Below are 22,824 nucleotides of genomic sequence, written 5' to 3'. Positions count from 1 at the left end.
CTAGCGTAAAATTCTGTCAAAAAAGACCGCACTTTTCACGTATTTTGTATTCGCTTGTATTTACGGCTTTTTGGCCTGAATGATGTGGCCAATTTCACCATCCCAATCAATTTCAGCAATGGTCGCAGGTAAAAATGACACATTATTTTTACCGCACAATTCTGCCACAATCTCGCCCACTAAAGGTAAATGGGAGACTAAGAGGACTTGATTGATATCTTGATCAAATAAGACAGAAAGATAATCTACCACCAATTCTGCTTTGCCATTCGGCGTAATCGCGTCCCACACTTCAGCACAATCAGAAAGTTGATCGTCAAAGGCTTGGTTAATATAGTCAAAAGTCTGTTTGGCTCTCGTATAGGGGCTGACCAATACTTTATCCAATTGTAATGCGGTTGATTTTAGCCAATGCGCTTGGCTCGCCGCAGATTGTTGCCCAAATTCGGTGAGTGTCCGTTCTTTATCGGATTTGGCAAACATTTCAGCCTCACCATGACGCATAATAAAAATTTTCATCTGATTTTCCTTATTAGGGCTTGTGGACGTTTCATTTTTTCCCAGTGACGGAGACTTATTTTAGCCCAATCAAGGCGAAAGTCATGCGGTTTAGTCATTCTAAACAAATGACTTTTAACGCAGAGTGGGCTAAAATAAGTCCCGTCCCCCATATTCACAGAGATGGGGTTGTGCTTAAAAAAGCCACATTCTACGTCAAAAAATTTGAAAATAGAACCACTATTTTCCGCATTTTTTTCCTTGCCTGTGGCTTTTTTAAGCGACAACACTGGGAAAAATGAAACGTCCACAAGCCCTACAATACATGAACAAAAATATAATCGTAAACCCCCATAAAAGTCAAAAGGAAATTTTTATTTTAGGTCTCTCGCTTTCAAGTCATTTTCAGCGTATAATGTGTGCCAGTTTTTTTCGCTATCAGCAATCTGCTATCCATGTTTTGTGGTGGGGGAGTGGCGAATGATCATTTTTAAATTGTAAACGTGACGGAGAAAGTAAAGTAATGTCAAGAAAATTAAGAAGAACCAAAATTGTATGTACAATGGGTCCCTCTACGGATAAAGGCAATAATTTAGAGAAAATTATTGAAGCAGGTGCGAACGTCGTGCGTATGAATTTTTCGCATGGTACGCCAGAGGACCATATCGGACGCGCTAATCGCGTTCGTGAAATTGCCAAAAGATTAGGCAAAGATGTGGCTATTTTAGGTGACTTGCAAGGACCAAAAATCCGTGTTTCTACCTTTAAAGAGGGAAAAATTTTCTTAAATATCGGAGATAAATTTATTTTAGATGCTGAGTTACCAAAAGGTGAAGGTAATCAGCAAGCCGTTGGTTTAGATTATAAAACATTGCCACAAGATGTGGTACCCGGTGATATTCTATTGTTAGATGATGGACGCGTTCAATTAAAAGTCTTATCCACCGAAGGGGCGAAAGTCTTTACGGAAGTGACTGTGGGCGGTCCATTATCCAATAACAAAGGAATTAATAAATTAGGCGGTGGTTTATCCGCTGATGCCTTAACAGAAAAAGACAAAGCCGATATTATTACTGCGGCGAAAATTGGCGTAGATTACTTAGCCGTGTCTTTCCCGCGTTCAAGTGCAGATTTAAATTATGCCCGTCAATTGGCTACAGATGCGGGCTTAAACGCCAAAATTGTGGCGAAAGTAGAGCGTGCGGAAACCGTGGTGGATGACGCAGCCATGGACGATATTATTTTAGCTTCAGATGTGATTATGGTGGCGCGTGGTGACTTAGGGGTAGAAATTGGTGACCCTGAGTTAGTGGGCGTACAGAAAAAATTAATCCGTCGTTCACGTCGTTTAAATCGTGTGGTGATTACCGCCACTCAAATGATGGAATCTATGATCAGCAACCCAATGCCAACCCGTGCGGAAGTAATGGATGTGGCTAATGCGGTATTAGATGGTACGGATGCGGTCATGCTTTCAGCAGAAACAGCGGCCGGTCAATATCCGGCTGAAACGGTCGCTGTGATGGCGAAAGTCTGTTTAGGCGCGGAAAAAATGCCAAGCATTAACGTTTCTCGTCACCGTATGGACGTGCAATTTGAAACCATTGGCGAATCTGTGGCATTCTCCGCGATGTACGCCGCAAACCACATGAAAGGCGTTGCTGCGATTATCACCATGACAAGCACCGGTCATACCGCGAAATTGATGTCACGTATTAGTTCAGGCTTACCGATTTTTGCCTTATCTCGTCATCAATCCACCTTAAATCTTTGTGCATTATATCGTGGCGTGACACCGGTTCATTTTGATGGTGAATCTCGCACGGCTGAAGGCGCGAGATCAGCGGTACAAATGTTAAAAGATAAAGGTTTCTTATTGTCAGGCGATCTTGTTTTATTAACCCATGGCGATCCATTAGGTAATGGTGATACCAACACTTGCCGTACCTTAATTGTTGATTAATAAACAGAATTTTTTGTGAATAAAACGGTGGTGCCAAGCCACCGTTTTTTTATTTGGCTATTTAACGGGTATTTATGGTATAATGTCGGGATATATTATCAGGTTTTCTTCTAGAGTAAGAATAACCGTATTTTAGCAGTTTAAACTTTCTATTTTAGTCGTTGGAGGACTAAATGACTAGTGCAGTAAATAAACGTTCAATAATGACCCTTTTTTACGATAAATCTGATATTTATTGTCATCAGGTACGTATTGTATTAGCAGAAAAAGGGGTGGCTTATGAGGCGGAAATCGTCGATACACAAAGTTTGCCAGAAGAACTGATGGAGATAAATCCTTATGGTACTTTACCGACTTTAGTGGATCGTGACCTCGTGCTGTTTAATTCGCGTATTATTATGGAATATCTAGATGAACGTTTTCCACATCCACCATTAATGCCGGTTTATCCCGTGGCAAGAGGAAAAACCCGTTTATTAATGCAACGCATTGAACAAGATTGGTATCCGACTTTAGCCCAAGCCGAAAATGGTACAGAAGAAGAACGAGCAACAGCACTGGAACAATTAAGAGAAGAATTGATGGCGATTGCGGGCATTTTTGACCAAATGCCATTTTTCATGAGTGAAGAATTTAGTTTAGTAGATTGTTATCTTGCTCCGTTATTATGGCGTATGCAAGCGTTTGGCGTAGAATTTACCGGCACGGGGAGCAAAGCCTTGAAAGCCTATATGAATCGAGTATTTGAGCGCGATTCATTCCAACAATCTGTCGGTAATGCTGCGCCACGCAATTTAATGGACGATAAATAATGGCCATGGAATATAAATCGACACCTAAGCGCCCGTATTTATTAAGGGCCTATTATGATTGGTTAGTTGATAATGGTTTTACCCCTTATTTAGTGGTAGACGCTACTTATAATAATGTTGTTGTACCGCAGGAATATGTCAAAGACGGACAAATTGTGCTGAACATTTCCGCCGGCGCAGTAGGTGCGTTGTCATTAGGTAATCACGCCATTGAATTTAATGCTCGTTTCCAAGGTATACCAAGAGATGTGTACATTCCCATGGGCGCCGCATTAGCCATTTATGCGCGAGAAAATGGTGACGGCGTGATGTTTGAGCCTGAGGCAATTTATGATGAAGATCCCGTTCCTCATATCGAGCAGCCTGCGGGTTTCAACGATATCGTGGACAAACCTAAGTCACCGGAAAACGTAGTGAAGAAAACAGAAAATAAATCCGCTTCACATTTAAGAATTATAAAATAATACAAGCCAAAGCGCGGTGAAAATAGTCTTATTTTTTACCGCGCTTTGTTATTGATGAAATTTAAAGCGAACAAACATAAAAATATAATTTATACTTGCAACTGGGGCAGATAACCGTATAATACGCCTCAGAAATTAATTCTTATCAGTGCTAGCCAGTGTGGCGAAATTGGTAGACGCAGCGGATTCAAAATCCGCCGCCCTTAAAAGCGTGCCGGTTCGAGTCCGGCCACTGGCACCAAATTACAAGAAACCACGTTTTGCGTGGTTTTTTCGTCTATAAATTATATGCCCACCCAATAAGGCCGTTGGATATAAAGAAATCTTTTTCCGTGAAACAGATAACACTATTAAAAACATATAACAATGCAGTATAATAAGGATTATTTTTTATATTGTAACGGAAATACAATGAGCCAGTTTTTTTATGTTCACCCTGAAAATCCACAAGTGAGATTAATTAATCAAGCGGTGGAGATTTTGAAAAGCGGTGGGGTGATTGTTTACCCGACCGATTCGGGTTATGCTCTAGGTTGTATGATGGGCGATAAGCATGCTATGGATCGCATTGTGACCATTCGTCAGTTGCCAGAGGGGCATAATTTTACTTTGGTATGCAGTGATTTATCGGAACTATCCCATTATGCCACGGTGAGTAATGTGGCTTATCGGTTAATCAAAAACAATACACCAGGGCGTTATACCTTTATTTTGTCGGCGACCAAAGAATTGCCTCGTCGTTTGATGACATCAAAACGTAAAACCATTGGGTTGCGTGTGCCAGATAATCAAATTGCCTTGGATTTGTTAAAGGCTTTGGGCGAGCCGATTTTATCTTGCTCGTTGATGTTGCCGAAAGAAGAACATATTACCCAATCCGATCCCGAAGAAATTCGTGATCGCTTAGAACATCACGTGGATTTAATTATTCACGGTGGTTATTTAGGTCAAGACCCGACAACAGTGGTGGATTTGACCGAGGACATTCCGGTTATTTTACGTGAGGGTAGTGGTAGCACCACGCCGTTTATTTAACCGTTTATTTTAATTATGACGCTTGGGAAAGCGACAACAAAGGACACATTTATGAAATTTCAATCTCAGCCTCGCTCAACAGAACGTTCAACCGAACGCTCCACAGATCGTAACCGCAATCGTAGCACAAATCGTGATACTGGAAGAAATGAAAAACGAGGCGAAAAATCACCGCACTTTACTATCCGTACGGGCCAAGAAAGAGGGCGTCAAGATAAAGATCAGCAAGCGCCAAAAGGGCGTTTAGACCGTTCTCGAGGTGAACGTAACTCGGTGAAATCCAGTTCAAATAACCCAGATAAAGCACCGTTTGAACGTAAACCCTTGCCGATGCGTAAACCTAAACCTGTTGCAGTCACAGAAAATAAGCCAACGGTCGCTGGTGAGAAATTACAGAAGATTTTAGCCAATGCAGGGCAAGGTTCACGCCGTGAAATTGAGGCGATTATCGCCGCTGGACGGGTGAGTGTCGATGGGAAAATGGCCACGCTAGGTGATCGTGTCACCGTGCATTCTGGCTTGAAAATCCGCATTGATGGCCATTTAATTAATTTAACGGCGGTACAAAAAGAAGTGTGCCGTGTGTTAATGTATTACAAACCCGAGGGCGAATTATGCACCCGAAGTGATCCAGAAGGACGAGCCACGGTATTTGATCGTTTGCCACGTTTGGTTGGTTCACGTTGGATAGCCGTAGGCCGCTTAGATATTAATACCTCCGGTTTATTATTGTTCACCACCGACGGCGAATTGGCCAATCGTTTAATGCACCCAAGTCAAGAAGTGGAGCGTGAATATTCGGTGCGAGTGTTTGGCGAGGTGAATGACGCCATGATTGCTCGCTTACGTAAAGGCGTGCAGTTAGAAGATGGACTTGCCAATTTTAAAAGCGTGAAAGCCATGGGCGGTACGGGGTTAAATCAATGGTTTGATGTGACCTTAATGGAGGGGCGCAATCGTGAAGTACGTCGTTTGTGGGAAAGCCAAGGTATTCAGGTCAGCCGTTTAATTCGTATTCGTTACGGCAATATTAAATTGATGAAATCTTTGCCACGAGGTGGTTGGGAAGAAATGGATTTAGCCAATGTGAATTATTTGCGTGAATTGGTGGGTTTGGCGCCTGAAACCGAAACGAAATTAGATATCACTCAGCCAAAACGTCGCTCTAATACAGGCAAAATTCGTAAAGCCGTGAAACGTTACACTGAAATCAGTAAGCGTTATAAAAAAGCCTAGTTTGACATTCCTTTAAAGAGAAATTTTTATGAAAATTCAACAGCTACGTTATATTGTGGAAATTGTTAATCAAAATTTAAATGTCACGGAGGCGGCTGCGGCGCTGTATACTTCGCAACCGGGGATCAGTAAACAGGTTCGTTTGTTGGAAGAAGAATTAGGGCTAGAAATTTTTGAGCGTAATGGCAAACACATTAAATCCATTACGCCGGCGGGCAAGAAAATTATTGGTATTGCGCGTGAATTGTTGGTGAAAACCCAAGCCATTCGGGCGATTGCGGATGAGTATACTCAGCCGAATCATGGCGTGTTACGCATTGCCACGACGAATACGCAAGCACGCTATATGTTGCCGTCGGTGATTGAACGTTTTTCAAAACAATATCCCGATGTCAGTTTACATGTGCATCAAGGTTCACCGAATCAAATTTATGATGCGTTGTTGTCTGGCGAAGTGGATTTAGCCATTACCACCGAGGCCCAATATTTATTTGATGATTTGGTGCTGTTGCCTTGTTATTTTTGGAACCGTTCGGTGGTGGTGAAAAAAGATCACCCGTTGGCGAACGTGAAAAATTTAACCATTGCGGAATTGGGTAAACACCCGTTAATTACCTATACGTTCGGGTTTACTGGTGTATCGGATTTGGATTATGCCTTTAACAGCGAGGGTATTTTGCCGAATATCGTGTTTACGGCCACTGATGCGGATGTCATTAAAACCTATGTTCGCTTAGGTTTGGGCGTGGGGATTATCGCCTCCATGGCGCATACTGAGGCTGATACGGATTTAGTTGCTATTGATGCAAGCCATTTATTTAATGCGAGTATGACGCAAATTGCCTTTAAACACAGTACGTTCTTGCGCAATTATATGTACGATTTTATTAATTATTTTTCACCGCACTTAACTCGTACGTTAGTGGAAAAAGCCGAATCTATGCACGATAATAATGCCGTTAAACGCTTGTTTGACGGGGTGCAGTTGGAGAATAAATAACAAAAAATAAGGTGCATTTTATGCACCTTATTTATTTTCTTTTTTATTAGGAACTTGCGTTCCTTTTTGTGTTAGAAACTAGCGTTTCTTGGCGCTCTAGGGAACGGAATCACATCACGGATATTTTGTACACCAGTGACATAGACGATTAAACGTTCAAAACCTAGTCCAAAACCTGAATGTGGCACGGTGCCATAACGGCGTAAATCACGATACCACCAGTAATCCTCTGGGTTTAATCCCATTTCGATCATACGTTTATCTAACACATCCAAACGTTCTTCACGTTGTGAACCCCCGATAATTTCACCAATTCCCGGTGCTAATACGTCCATGGCGGCCACGGTTTTGCCGTCATCATTTAAACGCATATAGAATGCTTTAATGTCTTTCGGATAGTTTTTCACCACCACAGGGGATTTAAAGTGTTCTTCAGCTAAATAACGTTCGTGTTCAGAAGATAAGTCGATTCCCCAAGATACTGGGAATTCAAATTTCTTACCCGATTGTAATAACACCTCGATAGCATCGGTGTAATCAATTTGCGCAAAATCGGAACTGACAAAATTTTCTAAACGGGTAATCACCTCTGGATCCACGTGTTTAGCAAAGAATTCTAAATCATCACGGCGTTCTGCTAATACGGCACGGAATACGTATTTCAACATATCTTCGGCTAATTTAGCATTATCATTCAAATCAGCAAAGGCCACTTCAGGTTCCATCATCCAGAATTCCGCTAAGTGACGTGTGGTATTTGAATTTTCCGCACGGAATGTTGGCCCGAATGTGTAGACCTTGCTTAATGCACAAGCATAGGTTTCTGCATTTAATTGACCCGATACGGTTAAGAAAGATTCACGTCCAAAGAAATCTTGTGAAAAATCCACCGCACCTTTGTCGTTACGTGGTAGATTTTCTAAATCAAGGGTAGAAATACGGAACATTTCGCCCGCCCCCTCGGTATCTGACGCAGTGATAATTGGGCTTGCTACCCAATAGAAACCTTGTTCATGGAAGAAACGATGAATCGCTTGGGCTAAACAATGACGCACACGAGCCACGGCACCGATAATATTGGTGCGAGGGCGTAAATGTGCCACTTCACGTAGGTATTCGATACTGTGGCGTTTGGCGGCCATTGGATAAGTATCGGGATCTTCTACCCAACCCGCCACTTCCACGCTTTGAGCTTGTAATTCCACCGCTTGTCCCTCGGCAGGGGATTCTACCACGGTCCCTGTCACAACCACGGAACAACCCGTGGTTAAACGTAACACTTCCGTTTCATAATTCGCTAAATCGTTATTTACAATCGCTTGAATAGGGGAAAAGCAAGAACCGTCATAGACAGTCAGAAAAGAAAGGCCCGCTTTTGAGTCACGGCGAGTTCTCACCCAACCACGTACAGTTACGCTTTCACCAATCGCAACTTTACCTTGCAGTACGTCGGTGATAGAGGCAATTTTTGTCATTTTTAATCTCCGAAATCAAAATATTATTATTCATAAAAAATTCTGCTTAGTTTACCTTAAATTCAGTGATTTACCAAAAAATCCCTGAAAATATTTGCGAAATACGGCATGTCGTTTTGCTTTTTTGCGTTGCTGAAAAGATTAAGCAAAAAAATTTTGTGATCTATGTCGAATTTTGAACATTTATTGATTGCAGAAAATACAAAAATACTTAATCATATGAACAGGTAACAAGGCATGACGCTTGTTTTTTATCATTAGACCGAAATGAGGTATCGTATGGAAGTTGGTGTTGTTAAATGGTTTAATAATACAAAAGGTTTTGGCTTTATTAATAAAGAGGGCAGTGATGAGGATATTTTTGCTCATTTTTCTGTGATTGAAATGGAGGGGTATCGTTCATTAAAAGCGGGCCAAAAAGTGAATTTTGAGGTTTCACATGGCGAAAAAGGTTCGCAAGCCACAAAAATTATTCCTATTTTTGAATAGACAGGATGATTAACGAAAAGTGCGGTAAAAATCATATTATTTTTACCGCACTTTGCTGTTTCTATTTATTAACGTATTAATTCGGTTTTTTCTTCGATTTCTTGGCTTTATAAATTTTATAAGCCACGTATAACACGACCGCAGCCACGATAACATAAATACCGTGTTGACCATTTTTCACTTGTTGTGCCAACCAATCTCGATTGTCTGCGCCATGATAGCCGAGGTAAACCCAAATCGGCACTGAAATAATCGCTGCACAGAAATCTAACAACACAAAACGAGTATAACTTACTCGATTGGTGATGCCTGATACCATATAAATCGGGGCTCGTAAGCCAGGTAAGAAACGTGCAATAAATAAAACTCGATTACCATATTGATCAAACTTTTCCCGTACCATTTTTAAACGCTTGGAGGAGAGTAATTTGCGTAATGGGCGAAAACGTAAAATTTTCACGCCATAAATACGGCCTAACCAATACATGGTGCTATCACCCGCTAATACGCCGATCATACTCACCACCAACATCATATGCACATTCACATTTTCAGGATAAAGGCCCGCAATAATGCCACCAGAAACCAGAGTAATATCTTCTGGAATCGGTACGCCAAAGCCACAAATAATCAATACAAATAAAACGGCCCAATAGCCATAATCAGTAAAAAAGTTAATTAACACATCCATGAAAAAATCCTATAAATATGAAACAAAATCTTGTGTATCGACTGTTCTACATTCACGTTCTATCTTGTCATTTTCTGCCGTACCGACTAATAAGAGAGCCACAATTTTTTCTTGTTCGGTACAATGCAAGGCTTGGCGTAAGGCGTTGCCGTCGCTCCATTTTCCCGTAATCCAGACATTATCAAAGCCCAAATCTTGTGCGGCTAGTTGAATGCCGTAAGCCGCACAACCTGCAGTAACAAGCTGTTCCCATTCTGGCACTTTGGCAATCGTCGAATCCAATTTTGCGATCACCGCAATCACCATTGGATTGGCGCAGAGTTTGTCGATTTTGTCGAATTGTTTTTGTTCTAAATTCAGATCCGTTGCCACTTGAGTTAAGGCATTAGCAAGTGTGGTTAAGCCGTGATTTTCAATGACCACAAAGCGATAAGGTTTTAATTTGCCATGATCGGGTGTGCGCAATGCGGCTTGAAAAATTTGTTCAAGTTGTGCTTTATTGGGGGCAGGCGCCACTAATTTTTTATTTGATCGACGATTGATCAGTAATTCTAATGCGTTCATAACGCTCTTTTCCTCTTTTCTTTACTTTCTTGCTTATTTTAACGTGCATGATTTTAACACAAAAATACCGTGAAAACTTCTCATTTTTGCGGTATATTCCCTTTCAATTCAATAGCTCATCGGTGAATTTGTATTATTTTTTGCCATTTACCGTTTATATTAAGAGGATGTTATGCAACTCATTTTTCGTTTTTTAAAGCAGTGTTGGAAAGCCTTAAACGTTGTTCGACGTGTAGTAATGAATGTGGTTTTTTTGTTATTCGTTTTGGTGTTTATCACATTTGTGAGTTTATTCCATTCACCAACTAAGCAAACAGAATTGGTCGGTGAACAAGGCGCATTGGTGTTAAATTTAGACGGTTATCTGGCGGATAATCGAGAGCAAACAATGACTTGGCAAAAAGCCTTAAATACCTTGGATAGCAATCAAGTGGCTCGTCAAATTTCGACTTTTGATGTGGTCTATGCTATTGAAAATGCCAAGAATGATGACCGAATTAAAGGGATTGTGCTAGATTTAAATTATTTTGAGGGCGCTGATTTACCCGCATTGGAATATGTTGGTCATGCTTTAAATGATTTCAAAGCACAACATAAACCCGTGATTGCCATGGCAGATAATTACACACAAGGACAATATTTTCTTGCTAGTTTTGCGGATGACATTTATTTAAATACCGTGGGGACGGTAGATATTCACGGTTTATCGGCTGAAAATTTGTATTTTAAATCCATGCTAGAAAAATTGGCTGTCACGCCGCACGTTTTCCGTGTGGGCACCTATAAATCTGCGGTGGAGCCGTTTTTGCGTGATGATATGTCACCTGAAGCCAAAGCCAATGCACAACGTTGGTTGGGCGGTATGTGGCAAAATTTCCGTGACGTTGTCGCAAAAAATCGCCAAATTCCGATCAAGGATGTCTTGCCAGACAGCCAAGAATATTTGGCACAACTAAAAGCCTTGCAAGGCGACAGCACCGCTTATGTGAAACAACGGCATTTAGTGACACAATTAGCCAGTCGTCCAGAAACACAACAAAAACTCACCGCAGTTTTTGGTCCATCAATGCAAGATGAAAGTTATGCGTTTAAAAATGTCGATTTTGATACTTATTTAAGCGCGTTACCAGACCGTCAACAAGGGGACAGTGCCTTTTCTGAGCCAACCCATAAAATTGCCGTTGTGAATGTCGAGGGGACGATTATTGATGGCGAGAGCTATGAAAATGAAGTTGGTGGCGATAGCGTGGCGTATTTACTACGTCAAGCTGCTCAAGATGAGGCGGTTAAAGCGGTAGTTTTACGTGTAAATAGCCCCGGTGGTAGCGCTTTTGCCTCTGAAATTATTCGCCAAGAAATCGATCATTTGCAAGCATTAGGCAAGCCTGTTGTGACCTCAATGGGCTCAATGGCCGCCTCGGGGGGCTATTGGATTTCTAGCACCACGGATTATATTGTGGCGGATAGAAATACGATTACCGGTTCTATTGGCATTTTCGCCATGTTCCCGACCTTTGAAAATAGCTTGAAAAAAATCGGTGTAACGGCGGATGGTGTAAGTATTTCAAAATTAAGCGAAATATCATCAGTGAGTCCATTATCCGAGGAATTAAAACAGGTATTTCAATTAGAAATTGAGAACGGCTATGATCGCTTTTTGGACGTAGTAAGTCGTGGACGGCAGTTATCAAAAACGGATGTAGATAAAGTCGCACAAGGACAAGTTTGGCTAGGGCAAGATGCGTTACAATATAAACTCGTGGATGAACTTGGTGACTTTGAAACTGCGGTGAAAAAAGCGGAAGAATTGGCGAATATTAAAGACTATTCCGTTGAATGGTTGACGGAAGATCCACAAGGCATTAAGGCGCTGTTGCAATCATTACAATTTGGGGTGAAGTCATGGATTAAAACCAGTTTGCTTGAAATGGTTGGACTGTCTCAAATTCAGCAAGAAATTAAACAGCCATTGGGGGTGTTGGGACGGTTTAATGATCCGAAAGGGCAGTATTTGTATTGTTTGAATTGTGGGGTAGTGAAGTAGATTTCAATCGGGTTTCGCCGATGGCGACTTACTTTTTCTTTGCTCGTGCAAAGCAAAAGTAAGCAAAAAGAAAGCACGCCCCGACTTCACCGCTTTTCTGAGCTTATTTGGTATTTTCTTCACGCTAAATTTTGAACTCGCTACGCTCAGACATGCAAAATTTAGCTAAAAATACCAAAACACTCAGGCGGTTCAGACGGGGCCCCAAATTTTGACCGAGCGAAAATAAAAGGCGGTTAAAAAATTCCGTAGGAATTTTCAACATTGCGTAGCAATGGGAGCAAAGCTCCGAATAGTCTTATCAAGGATTGTGAGTAAAAAAATAGATATTCTTTTCTAAGCTACGGAGTAGCGTTACCATGCTTAACCTAGTACGCCAGTGCTAGGTGTATTCTCAATTTTTCCACCGCACTTTATTTCATCACCAATGGGATCCCCGTCTTTGCCGCCTGAAAATGCTTAAATTTGTAGGAAAAGTTGTACTGTTTGAGCGTAGCGAGTTTACAACTTTTCCGTTAAGCAAATTTAAGCATTTTCAGGAAACAAGGCAAAATCGGGGTCGCCTTTCTTTTTGCTTACTTTTTCTTTGGCGAAGCAAAGAAAAAGTAAGTCGCCAGCGGCGAAATCCGTTCTTACCACAAGCAAAGAAAAGTAAAGAGCGTGGCGAAACCCGATTTAAATTAAACCACTTCTTTAAAATCAATCTTATTCTCTAACTCAAAATCTTCATTTTCATCATTCAAGGACACCGCAGAAAATTCTTCCTTATCAAACGCCAAATCCCCCTCAACGCCCTCAATTACTGCCCCTTTTTTAATCCCTTTAAAATCAAACAATTCCGCATCACACAAATGGGACGGCACAATATCTTGCATGGCACTAAACATCGTTTCCAATCGCCCTGGGTATTGACGATCCCAAGTATTCAACATCTCTTTCACCACTTGACGTTGCAAGTTCGGTTGCGAACCGCAAAGGTTGCACGGGATAATCGGGAATTGTTTCGCAATGGCGTATTTCTCAATGTCTTTTTCTTTACAATACGCCAGTGGGCGAATCACAATGTGCTTGCCGTCATCACTAATCAATTTCGGTGGCATGGATTTGAGTTTTCCGCCATAAAACATATTTAAGAATAGTGTTGCCAACATATCATCACGGTGATGTCCCAAGGCAATTTTGGTTGCACCCAGTTCCGTCGCGGTGCGGTATAAAATCCCACGACGTAAGCGAGAGCAGAGCGAGCAAGTGGTTTTGCCTTCAGGAATTTTTTCTTTCACAATGCCGTAAGTATTTTCTTCCACAATTTTGTAATCTACACCAATGCTGGCGAGATAGCCAGGCAAAATATGCTCAGGGAACCCTGGCTGTTTTTGATCCAAATTGACCGCCACAATATCAAAATGAATCGGGGCGTTCAGTTTAAGATTCAGTAAAATATCCAACAGCGTATAACTATCTTTCCCGCCCGACAAGCAAACCATCACTTTGTCGCCGTCTTCAATCATATTAAAATCCGCAATGGCATTACCCACATGACGGCGTAAGCGTTTTTGTAGTTTATTTAGGTTGTAGGTGTGTTTTTTTTCTTGTTCGGTTGTCATAAAAATATCCATTAAAATTAATCTGCGTATGGTACGGATTGCCTTGATAAATTTCAATAAAAAATTAAAAATTTACACCGCACTTTTTTGTAACGATCAAGAACTTACAATATCAACAAAGATCCTGTATAATCTTCTTCAATTATATCTATTTTCAAAGGTTGTGAGAAATTTTAATGTCTGAAACATCACAAACTATCCCCGAACTGGTGTCGTGGGCAAGAGAGCGGGAATTTTCGCTCAATCTCAACACCGAACGGCTGGCGTTTTTATTGGCAATTTCGCTGTATAATGCCGAACGTTTTGACGGCGAGATGCAAGAATCTGATTTAGTGGATATTTTCCGTCAAGTGTCATCTGAATTTGAGTATTCTGAGAGTGTCGTCACCCGAGCCAACAATGCCATTAATGATTTGGTGAAACAGCGGTTTTTAAACCGTTTTAGTAGCGAGTTTACCGAAGGACTTTCCATTTACCGCTTGACCCCGTTGGGTGTGGGCGTGTCTGATTATTATATTCGTCAACGTGAATTTTCCGCTCTTAAGTTGTCCGTGCAGCTTGCCATTGTGGCAGATGAAATTCAGCGTGCATCGGAATCAGCGGAAGAAGGTGTGCGGAAAAACGAAGATGCGTATTTTTGGCGGCGAAATGTGTTTGCACCGCTCAAATATTCCGTGGCGGAGATTTTTGATAGCATTGATTTATCACAACGCATTATGGACGAAAATCAGCAGGGGATTAAGCAAGAAATCGCTGATTTGTTAAGCAAAGATTGGCAAGCAGCGATTGCCAGTTGTGAACGGTTGTTAGATGAAACATCGGGCAATTTGCGAGAATTGCAAGATACGTTAAACGCCGCTGGCGACAAGCTACAAGCCCAATTATTGCGGATTCAAGACTGTATTATCGGGAATAGTACGCTGTATTTTATTGACCAGTTGATTGTGGATTTACAAGCCAAATTAGACCGCATTATCAGCTGGGGACAGCAAGCCATTGACTTGTGGATCGGCTACGACCGGCACGTGCATAAATTTATTCGTACCGCCATTGATATGGATAAAAATCGGGTGTTTAGCCAACGGTTGCGCAACTCTATTCATCATTATTTTGATGCCCCGTGGTATTTGTGGACGGCTCAAGCGGAACGCTTGATTGATTTGCGTGATGAAGAATTACTGTTGCGAGATGAAGATGCCTTGGGCGAATTACCTGATGAATTGCAGTATGAACAGCTTTCCGACTTGCACGATCAAATTGTAGAAACGATGCAAACCTTGCTCATCGCCCAACGAGAACACAATCAACCGATTGATTTAAGCCTTGTGTTAAAACAACAGCTTGAACATTATCCGCTTTCTCGCCATTTTGACGTGGCACGCATTATCGTGGATCAAGCGGTGCGATTAGGTTTAGCCAGTCAAGATCTCTCGGGCATTTATTCCCCGTGGCAACCGATTAATAACGCTGGTGCAGAAGTGCAAGCAAATGTGATTGATGAGTATCGTTAATATCATGATTTAGGTGTTTTATTTTATGAAAGTTTTTGAAAACACATTAACAAAGATTTATTTTGATGATTGCTTAAATGCTTTATCAGAAATAGAGGATAATTCCATTGATCTTATTTTTGCCGATCCACCTTATAATATTGGAAAAAAATTTAGTCAATTTAGAGATTCTTGGAAGACAGAAAAGGAATATATTGATTGGTGTTATCAATGGCTTGAATTATGTATTAAAAAATTAAAAGAGAGTGGTTCCTTGTATGTAATGACGAGTACTCAATCTATGCCTTATATTGATTTATGGCTTCGTGAACACATGACAATTCTTTCTCGAATTGTTTGGCATTACGATAGTTCGGGGGTTCAAGCAAAAAAATATTTTGGATCTTTATATGAACCTATATTATTTGCGGTGAAAAACCCTCAAAATTATACGTTTAATGCAGAAGATATTGAAGTAGAAGCTAAAACGGGTGCTCAAAGAAAATTGATTGATTATAGAAAACCAGTGCCAACGCCTTATAAAACAACTAAAGTCCCTGGTAATACTTGGTATTTTCCTAGAGTAAGATACCGAATGGAAGAATATGAAGTTCACCCTAGTCAAAAGCCAGAAGTATTGCTAGAACGTATTATTAAAGCCAGTTCAAATAAGGGGGATTTAATCTTAGATCCCTTTGGTGGTACATTTTCTACCAGTGCAGTAGCTCAACGTTTAGGTAGAAGAAGCATTAGTATTGAATTTCAAGAAGAATATGTGAAAATTGGTTTGAGAAGATTAGGCATTGCGACAGAATATAACGGAGAAACACTTTCTAAACTGGATAAGCAATTAAAGCAAAAGAATAATAGACTTACATCATCAGAGGCAATATGTCAAAGAAACCTATTTTAACTGAACATTCTTTTTCATCTCAGATACTTTCGATCCTTGAGAATGAATTTGGTGAAAATGCAACAAAAATATATAAAGAAAGTCATCTTATTCAATATTTAAATGTAAAAACAAGATCAGCAAATAAAGGTTCAAAATCGAGAGGATCTTTTGCGAATCATTATGCCCTTTATGTTTTGATAGAAGATTATATTAATAAAGGATATTTAGAAAATGATACTCATTATGCCAAATATGAAGGTGCTAAATTTACAGATTTGCTGAAAAGATTAAGGGAGTTACCTTTTGGGCAGAAATTACAAAATCATGCGTTAAATAATAGATTGAATGATGAATTCAGAAAATATTTCCCAACACTAAATATCGTTCCTATTGTGCGAGATCTTCAAAAGCAAAGATATTGGCTACAAGAAGATTTGATAAAAATCACATTAATTGATCACCAAGGAAAGCCTGTTGTTTATAATTTAGCAAAGGTTATTATTCAAATAATAGAGCAATATGTAGCAGAAAAAACGAAAGCCTTTGATGAATTTATCCAAACTTGTCAAAGAATTAATGAATTAAGTACAAAAGAACCTACAAAAGCAGTCGCATTTATTAAAGCACAATTAGATCCTAGTGCTGATGCAAGAATTTTTGAAATAGTCAGTTACGCCGTCTTGAAATCTAAATATTCAGAACAGTCCATTTGGATTGGTTATACGAGAGAGAATATATTAGAAGAAAAATTGAGCTTATATAAAACTGGGCGAACCAATGCGAATGATGGTGGAATTGATTTTGTGATGAAACCTCTAGGAAGATTTTTTCAAGTAACGGAAACTATAGATGTAAATAAATATTTTCTAGACATAGAAAAAGTACAACGGTTTCCAATTACTTTTGTGGTGAAATCCAATAATTCACCAGAGCAAATAAAAAGCTTAATTCAAGAACAAGCTAGTATTAAATATAAAATAGAAGCGATTGTAGCATCTTATATGGATGCGATAGAAGAAATTATCAATGTTCCAATGCTGGTAAAAGCGTTTGAAGAAATGGTAAATATGAATAAATTATCATCAATTATGGAAGAAATTATTATTCAAAGTAAACTTGAGTTTAATTATCTTGATGATTTTAATGAATAATGTTATTTCAAATAGATTTTGATTGGAAAAAGAATATGACAGAAAAATTAGAAGACGTGATTTCAACCAAACTAGCAGCCGCCATTGCCAATCCACTATTTCCTGCGGTGGATAGCCAGTTACGGGCAGGGCGGCATATCGGGCAAGAGTATTTAGATAATTATGCGTTTTTAGGCGATTTTCAGGCAGAATTAGACAGTTTTTATCGCCGTTATAATGTGGAGCTGATTCGCGCCCCCGAAGGTTTTTTCTATTTGCGTCCGAAAGCCACGACGTTGATTTCACGTTCCGTGTTGTCGGAGCTAGAAATGTTGGTAGGGAAAGTGCTGTGTTATCTGTATTTAAGCCCTGAACGGTTGGCTCAACAGGGGATTTTTTCGGTGCAAGAAGTGTATGATGAGTTGTTAAATCTTGCAGACGAAGCGAAATTGTTGAAAGCGATTAATTTGCGTGCTAGCGGATCGGATTTGGATAAACAAAAGCTAGCAGAAAAAGTGCGAGCAGCCATTGGGCGGTTACGCCGTTTGGGAATGTTACACACGGTGGGCGAGCAGAATAGCGGCAAGTTTACCATTTCCGAATCCGTGTTCCGTTTTGGGGCGGAAGTGCGGTCGGGGGATGATCCATTGGAAGCCCAATTACGCTTGATTCGGGACGGTGAGGCGGCAACTCCGCAATCATTGCAAGCGGAAAAAGCGGCGTTCAATCAAGAAACTGCGGTGGAAAATGACGAAGATTTTGATGATAGCCAAGATGAGAATGAAGAAGGGGCGGAATAATGGCAGAGTTTGAATTAGAACAAGATGATTTAAGCCAACAAGATGTGGTAGAAGAAATGCAGGAAGAAACAGAAGACATTTTCACCGCCGTTTCGCCATTTCAACCGCAAGCAGGGGTAGAACGAGGCAAATTCCGCTCGCTCACGCTGATTAACTGGAACGGTTTTTTTGCTCGCACCTTTGATTTAGATGAACTGGTGACCACGCTGTCGGGCGGTAACGGGGCAGGGAAATCCACCACAATGGCAGGCTTTGTCACCGCATTGATTCCTGATTTGACCTTGTTGCATTTCCGCAATACCACCGAAGCGGGGGCAAGTGGCGGATCTCGTGATAAAGGGTTGCACGGCAAACTTCGCCCTGGGGTGTGTTATGCAGTGTTGGATACCCTTAATTCACGTCATCAACGCACCTTGGTTGGGGCAAGATTGCAGCAAATTGCAGGGCGTGATAAGAAAGTAGATATTAAAACCTTTAGTTTGCAAGGGGTAGAATTATCCGTTAATCCAACGTCCATTTTCACCGAAGTGGTCAATGATCGCCAAGCCAAAGTATTGAATTTGACCGAAATTAAAGACAAGATTGACGATATTGGCGGACAATTCAAGCAATATCATTCCATCGCCGATTATCACGCAATGATGTTTGATTTGGGGATTATTCCAAAACGTCTGCGTTCGTCCAGTGATCGTGCGAAATTTTATAAACTGATTGAAGCGTCCCTGTACGGCGGGATTTCCAGTGCCATCACCAAATCCTTGCGTGATTATTTATTGCCTGAAAATTTAGGCGTTCGCAAGGCGTTCCAAGATATGGAATCGGCGTTGCGAGAAAACCGTATGACCTTGGAAGCCATTAAACTGACCCAAGCGGATCGGGATTTATTTAAGCATTTGATTACCGAAACCACCAATTATGTAGCATCGGATTATATGCGTAACGCCAATGAGCGTCAGGGCAATATTGAAAATGCCTTGAAATTCCGCCGTGAGTGGTATCAAGCTAAGTCGGAACAGGCGTTGTCGCAACATCGTTTGATTGATTTAAGCCGTGAAGCACAAGAATTAGCCGAAAGCGAAAAGGGGCTGGAAGTGGATCATCAAAGTGCGGCGGATCATTTAAATTTGGTGCTCAATGCGTTACGTCATCAAGAAAAAATTGAACGTTATCAAGACGATATTGGTGGCTTAACGGAACGTCTTGAAGAACAAAAAATGGTGGTAGAAACGAGCCAAGAACAGCTAGAAGAAAGCCAAGCCCAATTTGAGCAATTAGAAAGCGAAGTGGATCAAATTCGCAGCCAGCTTGCTGATTATCAACAAGCATTAGATGCCCAACAAACTCGAGCGTTGCAATATCAACAAGCCATTGCGGCGTTAGAAAAAGCCAAACAGCTCTGCGGATTGGCAGATTTGAGCGTGAAAAATGTGGACGATTATCAGCAGGAATTTGCCGCTCAAGGGGACATTCTGACCGAAAAAGTGTTAGAGCTTGAGCATAAAATGTCCATTTCCGAAGCGGCAAAATCGCAATTTGATAAAGCCTACCAGTTGGTGTGCAAAATTGCAGGGGACGTGCCAAGAAGTGCGGCGTGGGAATCAGCGAAAGAACTGTTGCGTGAATACCCAACGCAAAAACTCAATGCGACCCAAACCCCACAATTACGAGCGAAGTTACACGAATTGGAACAGCGTTTTGCCCAGCAACAAGCGGCGGTGCGTTTATTAAAAGAGTTTAATCAACGTGCCAACACACAGTTGGAAACCGCTGATGAGTTGGAAGAATTTTACAGCGAACAAGAAGCCCTGATTGACGATTTGGGGGCGGAGCTTTCCGAGCAAGTGGAAAACCGTTCTACCTTACGTCAAAAACGAGAGCAGTTAAATCAAGCCTATAATGAACATTCGCAAAAAGCCCCTGCGTGGTTACTGGCTCAAGCCGAACTTGAACGATTAACCGAACAATCAGGCGAGCAGTTTGGTGATAGCCAAGATGTGATGAATTATATGCAATCGTTGTTGGTGAAAGAACGTGAATTAACGCTTCAACGGGACGAGTTAGCGCAAAAACGTCAACAGTTAGAAACACAGATTTCACGTTTAAGCCAACCTGATGGCTCAGAAGATGCGCGTTTGAATGTATTGGCAGAGCGTTTTGGTGGCGTGTTGTTGTCTGAACTTTACGATGATGTGCCGATAGAAGATGCACCGTATTTCTCCGCCCTTTATGGTCCTGCTCGCCACGCCATTGTGGTGCGTGATTTAGCCACCGTTAAAGCCCAACTTGCCAATTTAGACGATTGCCCTGATGATTTGTATTTAATTGAAGGTGATCCAAGTGCCTTTGATGATAGCGTGTTGTCCGCCAATGAGTTGGAACACGGCGTGGTGGTGCAGGTATCGGATAGGGAAGTGCGTTATTCCAAATTCCCTGAAATTCCGTTATTCGGGCGTGCGGCTCGGGAAAAACACTTAGCGGAATTGGAAATTGAGCGTGACAATGTCACAGAAAAGTACGCTGAAGCCGCCTTTGATGTACAAAAATGCCAACGCTTACACCAACAATTTAGCCAATTTGTCGGCTTGCATTTAGCCTTGGCGTTCTTACCAAACCCTGAAGAAAGCCTGCGAGCCATTAATACGGAACGCAATGAAATTGAGCGAGAATTAACCGCACTTTCCACAGGCGAACAACAAGCGCGCTTGAAATTAGATCAAGCCAAAGAAAAAATGCAGTTGCTCAATCGGATTATTCCGCAATTAGCCGTAATTGCTGATGAAAGCCTGCAAGATCGCATTGAAGAATGTCGGGAGCAGTTGGATAATCTGGAACAAGATGAATTGTTTATTCGCCATCACGGCGTGACATTGTCACAGTTAGAGCCGATAGCAAACAGCTTGCAAAGCGACCCTGAAAATTATGCGCGTTTGAAAGACGATTTAGCACAAGCCGTGGCAATGCAAAAACAAGTGCAACAGAAAATCTTTGCTCTTTCCAACGTGGTGCAACGCAAAGCCCATTTTGCCTATGATGATGCCATTCAAACCGAAAGCAACAGCCTAAATGAGCAACTGCGGTTGAAATTGGAGCAGACCCAAGCACGCCGTGAGCAACAACGTGAACAGCTCCGCCAAAAACAAGCACAATTTGCCCAATATAATCAGGTGATGATTCAGTTGCAAAGTGCGTATAACAGTAAAAATGATTTGCTGAAAGAATTATTGACTGAAGTCAACGAATTAGGCGTGAGAGCCGATCAGGGTGCAGAAGAGCGTGCGAGAGTGCGGAAAGATGAATTATATCAACAACTTTCCACCAATCGTCAACGCCGTTCTTATGTGGAAAAACAACTTACCTTGATTGAAAGTGATGCAGAAAATTTAACTCGCCGTATTCGCAAAGCAGAGCGAGATTATAAACAGCAACGTGAAATTGTGGTCGCTGCTAAAGCCAGTTGGTGCGTGGTATTGCGGTTATCTCGCAACAGCGATGTGGAAAAACGACTACACCGCCGTGAGCTTACCTATTTATCCGCAGACGATTTGCGTTCAATGTCGGATAAAGCCCTTGGGGCATTGCGTCAAGCGGTGGCAGACAATGAATATCTGCGTGATAGCCTGCGTTTGTCGGAAGATAACCGCAAACCTGAAAACAAAGTGCGGTTCTTTATTGCGGTGTATCAACATTTGCGTGAGCGGATTCGTCAAGATATTATCAAAACCGATGACCCAATTGATGCCATTGAACAAATGGAAATTGAGCTTAACCGCTTAACGGACGAACTTACTGGCCGTGAGCAAAAATTGGCGATAAGCTCAGAAAGTGTGGCGAACATTATGCGAAAAACCATTCAACGTGAACAAAATCGTATTCGTCAGCTCAACCAAGGATTACAAAATATTTCCTTTGGACAAGTGAAATCCGTGCGGTTGGTGGTGAATATCCGTGATACCCACGCAATGCTTTTAGATGCCTTATCAGGCGAACAGCAGGAATACCAAGATTTATTTAGCGACAATCGCATCACTTTCTCAGAAGCGATGGCGAAACTCTATCAACGCATTAATCCGCATATTGATATGGGGCAACGTACCGCTCAAACCATCGGCGAAGAATTGCTGGATTACCGCAATTATTTGGATTTAGAAGTGGAAGTGTTCCGTGGTGCAGACGGCTGGTTGCGTGCCGAAAGTGGGGCATTGTCAACAGGTGAAGCCATTGGTACGGGGATGTCGATCTTGTTAATGGTGGTGCAAAGCTGGGAAGAAGAAAGCCGCCGTATTCGGGGCAAAGACATTGTCCCTTGCCGCCTGTTATTCCTTGACGAAGCCGCACGACTTGATGGCAAATCCATTTCCACGCTGTTTGAACTCTGCGAACGATTGGATATGCAATTATTAATCGCCGCCCCTGAAAACATCAGCCCAGAAAAAGGCACGACTTATAAATTGGTGCGGAAAATTTCGGGGAATCAAGAGCAGGTTCATGTCGTGGGATTGCGGGGATTTGGGCAATAACAAAAAAATCCCCTCTCCCTCTGGGAGAGGGCTAGGGTGAGGGTACAACCTGATAACATAGTTTACATAATCCCTAAAGACATCGTTTACATTCCTGTGTAATCATATCGTCAAAAT

The 22,824-nt window shown here is 41.4% G+C and carries 18 protein-coding genes and 1 tRNA gene; 14 read left to right on the top strand and 5 right to left on the bottom strand.

Going from position 1 to position 22,824, the window contains the following annotated elements:
* Window positions 1–60 precede the first annotated feature (60 nt).
* Window positions 61–519, bottom strand: coding sequence for a phosphohistidine phosphatase SixA (sixA, locus tag ACTG7X_RS05510; protein ID WP_439257548.1), 459 nt, complete (start codon window positions 517–519; stop codon window positions 61–63).
* Window positions 520–1,021: 502 nt separating this feature from the next.
* Between sixA and pyk the strand changes: the two genes are divergently transcribed.
* The 7 genes from pyk (at window position 1,022) to cysB (ending at window position 7,008) form a co-directional block, all read left to right on the top strand.
* Window positions 1,022–2,461, top strand: coding sequence for a pyruvate kinase (gene pyk, locus ACTG7X_RS05505; RefSeq protein WP_439257547.1), 1,440 nt, complete (start codon window positions 1,022–1,024; stop codon window positions 2,459–2,461).
* A 173-nt stretch (window positions 2,462–2,634) separates the two neighbouring features.
* On the top strand, window positions 2,635–3,273 hold the full coding sequence (gene sspA, locus ACTG7X_RS05500) for a stringent starvation protein SspA (protein WP_439257546.1): 639 nt from the start codon (window positions 2,635–2,637) through the stop codon (window positions 3,271–3,273).
* A gap of 5 nt (window positions 3,274–3,278) precedes the next feature.
* The gene (locus ACTG7X_RS05495) at window positions 3,279–3,737 is read left to right on the top strand and encodes a ClpXP protease specificity-enhancing factor (RefSeq protein ID WP_439257647.1); all 459 of its coding nucleotides are present in this window, start codon (window positions 3,279–3,281) and stop codon (window positions 3,735–3,737) included.
* Between the two features lie 154 nt (window positions 3,738–3,891).
* Window positions 3,892–3,978, top strand: a tRNA-Leu gene (locus tag ACTG7X_RS05490).
* A 170-nt stretch (window positions 3,979–4,148) separates the two neighbouring features.
* Window positions 4,149–4,772 carry an L-threonylcarbamoyladenylate synthase gene (locus ACTG7X_RS05485; protein WP_439257545.1) on the top strand — a complete coding sequence of 208 codons (624 nt, stop codon included), beginning with the start codon at window positions 4,149–4,151 and terminating at the stop codon, window positions 4,770–4,772.
* Window positions 4,773–4,823: 51 nt separating this feature from the next.
* Window positions 4,824–6,008 (top strand): 23S rRNA pseudouridine(2605) synthase RluB, encoded by a 1,185-nt coding sequence (gene rluB / locus ACTG7X_RS05480; RefSeq protein ID WP_439257544.1) that lies wholly within the window; start codon window positions 4,824–4,826, stop codon window positions 6,006–6,008.
* A gap of 28 nt (window positions 6,009–6,036) precedes the next feature.
* Entirely contained in the window at window positions 6,037–7,008 is a 972-nt protein-coding gene (gene cysB / locus ACTG7X_RS05475; RefSeq protein WP_439257543.1) for an HTH-type transcriptional regulator CysB, read from the top strand.
* Window positions 7,009–7,079: 71 nt separating this feature from the next.
* Here cysB and asnS read toward each other — a convergent pair whose 3' ends face one another.
* The gene (gene asnS, locus ACTG7X_RS05470; protein WP_439257542.1) at window positions 7,080–8,483 is read right to left on the bottom strand and encodes an asparagine--tRNA ligase; all 1,404 of its coding nucleotides are present in this window, start codon (window positions 8,481–8,483) and stop codon (window positions 7,080–7,082) included.
* 279 nt (window positions 8,484–8,762) lie between these two features.
* On the opposite strand from asnS, the gene cspD reads away from it, so the two are divergent.
* Window positions 8,763–8,972 (top strand): cold shock domain-containing protein CspD, encoded by a 210-nt coding sequence (cspD, locus tag ACTG7X_RS05465; protein WP_439243743.1) that lies wholly within the window; start codon window positions 8,763–8,765, stop codon window positions 8,970–8,972.
* A gap of 76 nt (window positions 8,973–9,048) precedes the next feature.
* Here cspD and ACTG7X_RS05460 read toward each other — a convergent pair whose 3' ends face one another.
* The gene (locus ACTG7X_RS05460) at window positions 9,049–9,663 is read right to left on the bottom strand and encodes a DedA family protein (protein ID WP_439243746.1); all 615 of its coding nucleotides are present in this window, start codon (window positions 9,661–9,663) and stop codon (window positions 9,049–9,051) included.
* Between the two features lie 9 nt (window positions 9,664–9,672).
* Window positions 9,673–10,227 (bottom strand): nitroreductase family protein, encoded by a 555-nt coding sequence (locus ACTG7X_RS05455; RefSeq protein WP_439257541.1) that lies wholly within the window; start codon window positions 10,225–10,227, stop codon window positions 9,673–9,675.
* A gap of 172 nt (window positions 10,228–10,399) precedes the next feature.
* On the opposite strand from ACTG7X_RS05455, the gene sppA reads away from it, so the two are divergent.
* The gene (sppA, locus tag ACTG7X_RS05450) at window positions 10,400–12,271 is read left to right on the top strand and encodes a signal peptide peptidase SppA (protein ID WP_439257540.1); all 1,872 of its coding nucleotides are present in this window, start codon (window positions 10,400–10,402) and stop codon (window positions 12,269–12,271) included.
* 680 nt (window positions 12,272–12,951) lie between these two features.
* Here the strand turns inward: sppA and ttcA are convergent.
* Window positions 12,952–13,887, bottom strand: a complete 936-nt coding sequence (ttcA, locus tag ACTG7X_RS05445) for a tRNA 2-thiocytidine(32) synthetase TtcA (protein WP_439257539.1) — start codon at window positions 13,885–13,887, stop codon at window positions 12,952–12,954.
* Window positions 13,888–14,051: 164 nt separating this feature from the next.
* On the opposite strand from ttcA, the gene mukF reads away from it, so the two are divergent.
* Genes mukF through mukB form a run of 5 tightly spaced genes read left to right on the top strand, consistent with a single transcriptional unit; the run spans window position 14,052 to window position 22,707 of the window.
* A complete protein-coding gene (gene mukF / locus ACTG7X_RS05440) occupies window positions 14,052–15,386 on the top strand; it encodes a chromosome partition protein MukF (RefSeq protein WP_439257538.1) in 1,335 nt (444 codons plus the stop codon).
* 25 nt (window positions 15,387–15,411) lie between these two features.
* Window positions 15,412–16,278 (top strand): adenine-specific DNA-methyltransferase, encoded by an 867-nt coding sequence (gene yhdJ, locus ACTG7X_RS05435; RefSeq protein ID WP_439257537.1) that lies wholly within the window; start codon window positions 15,412–15,414, stop codon window positions 16,276–16,278.
* Window positions 16,257–17,411, top strand: a complete 1,155-nt coding sequence (locus tag ACTG7X_RS05430) for a hypothetical protein (RefSeq protein WP_439257536.1) — start codon at window positions 16,257–16,259, stop codon at window positions 17,409–17,411. The genes yhdJ and ACTG7X_RS05430 overlap by 22 nt, the downstream gene beginning before the upstream one ends.
* Before the next feature lie 35 nt (window positions 17,412–17,446).
* The gene (gene mukE / locus ACTG7X_RS05425) at window positions 17,447–18,190 is read left to right on the top strand and encodes a chromosome partition protein MukE (protein ID WP_439257535.1); all 744 of its coding nucleotides are present in this window, start codon (window positions 17,447–17,449) and stop codon (window positions 18,188–18,190) included.
* A 56-nt stretch (window positions 18,191–18,246) separates the two neighbouring features.
* Window positions 18,247–22,707 (top strand): chromosome partition protein MukB, encoded by a 4,461-nt coding sequence (gene mukB / locus ACTG7X_RS05420; RefSeq protein ID WP_439257646.1) that lies wholly within the window; start codon window positions 18,247–18,249, stop codon window positions 22,705–22,707.
* Window positions 22,708–22,824 lie beyond the last annotated feature (117 nt).

This window comes from Lonepinella sp. BR2271, assembly GCF_051851515.1.
In the GTDB taxonomy this organism is placed as follows: domain Bacteria; phylum Pseudomonadota; class Gammaproteobacteria; order Enterobacterales; family Pasteurellaceae; genus Lonepinella.
This window is presented reverse-complemented; position numbering and strand designations above follow the sequence as displayed.

Excerpts from the sequence above, each read along its gene's own strand:
- sixA (WP_439257548.1), bottom strand. The coding sequence starts at position 519 with ATGAAAATTTTTATTATGCGTCATGGTGAGGCTGAAATGTTTGCCAAA.
- pyk (WP_439257547.1), top strand. The coding sequence starts at position 1,022 with ATGTCAAGAAAATTAAGAAGAACCAAAATTGTATGTACAATGGGTCCC.
- sspA (WP_439257546.1), top strand. The coding sequence starts at position 2,635 with ATGACTAGTGCAGTAAATAAACGTTCAATAATGACCCTTTTTTACGAT.
- ACTG7X_RS05495 (WP_439257647.1), top strand. The coding sequence starts at position 3,279 with ATGGAATATAAATCGACACCTAAGCGCCCGTATTTATTAAGGGCCTAT.
- ACTG7X_RS05485 (WP_439257545.1), top strand. The coding sequence starts at position 4,149 with ATGAGCCAGTTTTTTTATGTTCACCCTGAAAATCCACAAGTGAGATTA.
- rluB (WP_439257544.1), top strand. The coding sequence starts at position 4,824 with ATGAAATTTCAATCTCAGCCTCGCTCAACAGAACGTTCAACCGAACGC.
- cysB (WP_439257543.1), top strand. The coding sequence starts at position 6,037 with ATGAAAATTCAACAGCTACGTTATATTGTGGAAATTGTTAATCAAAAT.
- asnS (WP_439257542.1), bottom strand. The coding sequence starts at position 8,483 with ATGACAAAAATTGCCTCTATCACCGACGTACTGCAAGGTAAAGTTGCG.
- cspD (WP_439243743.1), top strand. The coding sequence starts at position 8,763 with ATGGAAGTTGGTGTTGTTAAATGGTTTAATAATACAAAAGGTTTTGGC.
- ACTG7X_RS05460 (WP_439243746.1), bottom strand. The coding sequence starts at position 9,663 with ATGGATGTGTTAATTAACTTTTTTACTGATTATGGCTATTGGGCCGTT.
- ACTG7X_RS05455 (WP_439257541.1), bottom strand. The coding sequence starts at position 10,227 with ATGAACGCATTAGAATTACTGATCAATCGTCGATCAAATAAAAAATTA.
- sppA (WP_439257540.1), top strand. The coding sequence starts at position 10,400 with ATGCAACTCATTTTTCGTTTTTTAAAGCAGTGTTGGAAAGCCTTAAAC.
- ttcA (WP_439257539.1), bottom strand. The coding sequence starts at position 13,887 with ATGGATATTTTTATGACAACCGAACAAGAAAAAAAACACACCTACAAC.
- mukF (WP_439257538.1), top strand. The coding sequence starts at position 14,052 with ATGTCTGAAACATCACAAACTATCCCCGAACTGGTGTCGTGGGCAAGA.
- yhdJ (WP_439257537.1), top strand. The coding sequence starts at position 15,412 with ATGAAAGTTTTTGAAAACACATTAACAAAGATTTATTTTGATGATTGC.
- ACTG7X_RS05430 (WP_439257536.1), top strand. The coding sequence starts at position 16,257 with ATGTCAAAGAAACCTATTTTAACTGAACATTCTTTTTCATCTCAGATA.
- mukE (WP_439257535.1), top strand. The coding sequence starts at position 17,447 with ATGACAGAAAAATTAGAAGACGTGATTTCAACCAAACTAGCAGCCGCC.
- mukB (WP_439257646.1), top strand. The coding sequence starts at position 18,247 with ATGCAGGAAGAAACAGAAGACATTTTCACCGCCGTTTCGCCATTTCAA.